Annotated in this window: 3 protein-coding genes; 2 read left to right on the top strand and 1 reads right to left on the bottom strand. The window is 35.2% G+C overall.

Going from position 1 to position 4925, the window contains the following annotated elements; genetic code table 11:
- Positions 1-1068: SpoIIE family protein phosphatase (locus F6K13_RS18120; RefSeq protein WP_287287939.1), on the top strand; the 1068-nt coding region annotated here is incomplete at its 5' end.
- Between the two features lie 627 nt (positions 1069-1695).
- The gene (locus F6K13_RS18115) at positions 1696-2277 is read left to right on the top strand and encodes a DJ-1/PfpI family protein (protein ID WP_124145689.1); all 582 of its coding nucleotides are present in this window, start codon (positions 1696-1698) and stop codon (positions 2275-2277) included.
- 858 nt (positions 2278-3135) lie between these two features.
- Here F6K13_RS18115 and rpoD read toward each other — a convergent pair.
- Positions 3136-4302: an RNA polymerase sigma factor RpoD gene (gene rpoD / locus F6K13_RS18110; RefSeq protein ID WP_124145688.1), complete on the bottom strand. Its 1167-nt coding sequence runs from the start codon at positions 4300-4302 to the stop codon at positions 3136-3138.
- Positions 4303-4925 lie beyond the last annotated feature (623 nt).

The following is a 4925-nucleotide window of genomic DNA, read 5'->3' as shown; positions in this document are numbered from 1 at the left end:
TCTATTATCGTTTTGTCTGATGGTTTAGGCAGTGGTGTAAAAGCTAATATTCTAGCCACTTTAACCACAGAAATTTTGATTAATATGTTGAATAATGATGACGTTTCTTTAGAAGATGTAATTGAAACAGTCATCGGTACTTTACCTATTTGTCAAGTTAGAAAAATTGCCTATGCTACCTTTACCGTAATTCAAATTAATCCCAAAAATAATAACTTTCTAGTAATTAACTTTGATAACCCTCCCGTTTTATATTTTAAAAAAGGTAAATTATTTCAGTTAGAAAACAAAACAGAAAAAATATTAGATAAAAAAATTACTTTCTCTGAAGGTAAGCTAGAAAAAGGCGATTTCTTAGGAGCTATTAGTGACGGAGTTTTGTACGCGGGTTTAGGAGTTAGTTTAAATTTTGGTTGGGGTTGGGATAATATTGCTAAATATATCGAATCTTTATTTATAAATCATACTCATACTGCTAGAAATATTGTTCAAAATGTCATTAAAAAAACTCATAATCTCTATGGAGGCAAAATTGGAGATGATGCCTCTTTCGTTGGAATTTATGTGCGAAAGAAAAATCCAGTAATGATATTTACAGGTCCGCCCCTAGATGAAAATAGAGATTTTGAATATGTAGAAAAATTATTAAATTTTCGCGGTCGGAGAGTTGTTTGTGGCGGAACAACTGGAAATATTGTGGCAAATTTTCTGGGAGAAACTATTGAAATGGATATTACGACGATGACTAAAGAAATGCCACCCATAGGTAAATTAAGTGGAATAGATTTAGTGACCGAAGGAATTTTAACTATTTCCAAATGTACAGAGATTTTGAAAAAGTCTAATTGCGATATTGGCAGGTTGCCTTCAGGAAAAAATGGTGCGGTGATGTTGGCAGAAGAAATATTAGAAGCAGATTCAATTTTATTTTTAGTAGGGCAAAAAATTAATGAATTTTATCAAAATCCTTTATTACCAAAAAATATTTCGATTCGTCGTAATTTAATAGAAGACTTAGTTCAATATTTGCGGAAAAAACAGAAAGAAGTAACTATAGAATATTGTTGAAACTAAGAAGTAATATCAAGTCTGGTAGCATCAGTCTTTTCAGGTAAAGGCAAGGAATAAGGAAGAGGGAGGAAGGCTTAAAAGTTGGAAAAAAAACTTACATTTCCTCTAGATATTCACGCTTAGGTTTACACAAACAATAAGTGTTTAAACATGAATTACCTAATCTTATTCTCTGTAATTTTTACAGCATCAGCTTTTTAGCTTGAGAGTATGTGTAATTAATTTTGTATGACTACTTACCAGCGGACATGATATAATATCAATTATCAGTTATAGTTAAAACTTTTACTTGTAATGTTTTGAAGTTTCTTAGCTGTCCTAATTTTAATGCGTATAAAAATCATGTAGATTTTATATTCCCTTTTACCGAAAAATTGTGGTTTAAAGCCTCCTCTTTTAAGGGGATAAAAATAAAAAATTTCCTTTGAGTCAATCAATTCCGTTTTAAAGGAGAGGTAATTCTAAATTCTTAATTCTAAATTATTAATTATTGAACTATTGCCTTTGACAAAAATTATATATATGGCTTAAATGTTGAACACCTTATTTCACAATTTAACAATTAAGATTCATAATTGAAAAAGCTGTAATTAGTAAAATCAATAATCAAGAGGAGTTAGAAATATGGCAGCAAAAAAAATTCTGATGCTGGTAGGCGACTATGTAGAAGACTATGAAGTAATGGTACCTTTTCAAGCATTACAAATGGTCGGTCATACTGTACACGCTGTTTGCCCTGACAAAACTTCCGGTCAAAGTATCAAAACTGCTATTCACGACTTTGAAGGCGACCAGACCTATAGCGAAAAACCAGGTCACAACTTTACTTTAAATGCTACCTTCGATGACATAGACCCTGCTGAGTACGATGCTCTAGTCATTCCTGGTGGTCGCGCTCCAGAATATATTCGTCTCAATGACAAAATTTTGAAAATATGTCACCACTTTGCCGAGAATCACAAAGCGATCGCTTCTATTTGTCATGGTTTACAAGTGCTAGCTGCTGCTGGCGTTTTAGAAGGAAAGCGTTGTACTGCTTATCCAGCTTGTAGTCCTGATGTTTTGAGGGCAGGTGGTAAATATGTAGAAGTGGCTGTAGACCAAGTAGTAGTTGATGGTAACTTAGTTACAGCTCCTGCCTGGCCTGCTCATCCCCAATGGTTAGCAGCATTTTTGCAAGTTTTGGGAACTAAGATCGAACATTAGAAAATAGTAACTATCTTATATCAAATCCGGTTAAACAGTTATAGATTGGTAGTCTTTAGGAGTCAGTCCTCAGTCCTCAGTCCTCAGCTAGAGTAGCTGTCGGTAGGGCGACGTACAGGAGGAGAGAGAATCACTTTGATGAGCGTAGTTATGAGGATTGGATATTTTTTTTATGTCCAATTCCCCCGGATTTGAGATCAAACCACAGAAGAGTTTAAAACATGAAACGTCCTAGTTCTGTTTAATATCCAGTCTCATTAATTAGCCATAATAAATAGCCATAATAAAAATGTTCTTCTCTTGAGAGAGAATATTTTTTCGGTGCGGAATGCTGCGCAAACAAAATTTCCATTGTTTTCTACTCCCTAGAGATGTTGCATGCAACCTCCCTGCCCCTAAATTTTTCCGAAGTGGTTATTCAAACAGACATTAGAGTTGTCGCTAAATAAAGGGAAAAAATCACTCTAACCTAGACAGAGCAATAATTCCCAGCATTTTTGCTATCCAATAACTACAATCCTTACAGAACAAGGTTTTTGGGGAATTTTTAAGTTATAAAGCGACAAGTCTATTATAGTCAGATTTTTTCTTTTAGCGCTGAAAATAATATCCAATACTCTTTGAGCGATTCAACAAAAATGCTAGTCACAAAACAATGATTTAGGAAAAATTACCTTTTGATAGGGTTTACCAGTTTTTCACACCCTATCAAAAGGAACAATTATATTTGATCTCTTAACAAATTGAGTATCTCTACTTTGACTAATAGTATCTAGCTGACTTCTACTACTTACAATTTCTGTAGTAACAGAACTCAGAAAACTAAGTAATAGAGAACCAACTAACTTCCTAACTTCTCTAGCGGATATATTCTTTGAGGATACTATTACGATTTGGATGTCGTAACTTCCTGAGAGCTTTTGCTTCAATTTGTCGAATCCGCTCGCGAGTTACATTAAATATTTGACCAATCTCTTCCAAAGTTTTCATCCGACCATCATCCAAACCATATCGTAAGCGTAATACATCCCTTTCCCGTGGACTTAAACTATTTAAAACACTTTCCAAATCTTCTCGTAGTAAATTTTTGGATACTTGGTCTTCAGGAGTTTCCCCATCTGACTCAATGAAATCTCCAAGTCGAGAATCTTCTTCTTTACCTATAGGAGTTTCCAGAGATATTGGCAGTTGAGCTGACTTAGCAATAAAACGCAACTTTTCGATAGTCATCTCCATGTGAGTTGCTATTTCCTCTTCTGTGGGTTTGCGACCCATTTCTTGAGAAAGAAGTTTGGTAGTTTTCTTAATCCGGGATATAGTTTCATACAGATGAACTGGTAGACGAATAGTACGAGATTGGTCTGCGATCGCTCTGGTAATAGCTTGACGAATCCACCAAGTTGCATAAGTACTAAATTTATAACCCTTTTCATGGTCAAATTTTTCTGCGGCTCGAATTAATCCCAAACTACCTTCTTGAATCAAATCTTGGAATGACAAACCTCGGTTCATGTACTTTTTGGCGATCGAAACCACTAGACGCAGGTTAGACTGTACCATCTTTTCTTTAGCTCTACGCCCAAGTATTAAGCGACGCTTAAACTTTAACAACTCCATGTCTACAGCATTTGCCCACTCACTAACTTGTGGTTCTCGATCCAAATGATACATTAGTTCTTCTCGAATTCGCTCCAATTCCAGTAAATCTGCAATTTTACGCGCTAGTTCAATTTCTTCATCAGCTCTTAATAGCCTAATTCGTCCTATTTCTTGTAGATAAAGGCGAATAGAATCTTCAGTGTAATGCTTTTTTTTGCCCGCAGTCGCAGTCTTAGTACGAGACTTAGCAACTTTACCAGACTTCAGAATGTCCTCATCAGACTGAGTATCTGTATATCCTTCTCTCTCTGTGATTAAGATGTCTAACTCATTATCTGGTTGTCTGGCTGGGGTTTGCGGAAACAATTCGCTAGGATCTAGCTCAGGCTTAATTTTGGTTTCGATTACGTTGTTAGTCTGGATCATGTCGCGTTCCTCATGCTCCTTAAATTGAAGAATAAATTACTTTACAGAAGTTTTCTGTCTATGTTAAGACAGTATAGCTAGTGACCAAACCTATATGGTTTATGTTTTGTCTTCGAAATTGGGCATTTCTCTAAGTAAGCTTTGAATAAATATTTATTGCAGGGCTTACTTTATTAATATTGAACTTTTTTCCCTCGTGTTTAAAGTGTCAGATTATGGCTGGTAGTCGTGCCAACATCATTTTTATTATCCTTACTAAACTGCTTTGTAGCTCCTCTTGGGTCTCACAGGCCAATGCTCTTTTGGGGACATTCTCAACAGAATCTTCGTCATTCAAGACGATTCAAGTTTTACTTAACCTTTCTGGTGATGACAAACCTTGATCTCCTCATTGAGAAGAACCCGCATAGTTACCTTTTTTTCCCATAACTTACTTTTACGTAAGTATATAGATTCAAAATTTTTGCTAGCAGACAAGTATGAACTATTCTGGAACTTTTACCTATCTGACTATGTATTTGCGTTTAGTACGTTTCTCATCTTTTACTGAGAGCTTGAGCTAGAGTAAAAGTCTTTCTTTATCGGAAAAGTCTTTCTTTATCGGATTAGAGCCATAACTCTAA

Origin of the sequence: Okeania sp. SIO2B9, from assembly GCF_010672505.1 — a bacterium.
GTDB lineage: Bacteria > Cyanobacteriota > Cyanobacteriia > Cyanobacteriales > Microcoleaceae > Okeania > Okeania hirsuta.
The sequence above is the reverse complement of the archived record's forward strand: the minus strand, read 5'-3'. Positions and strand labels throughout refer to the sequence as shown.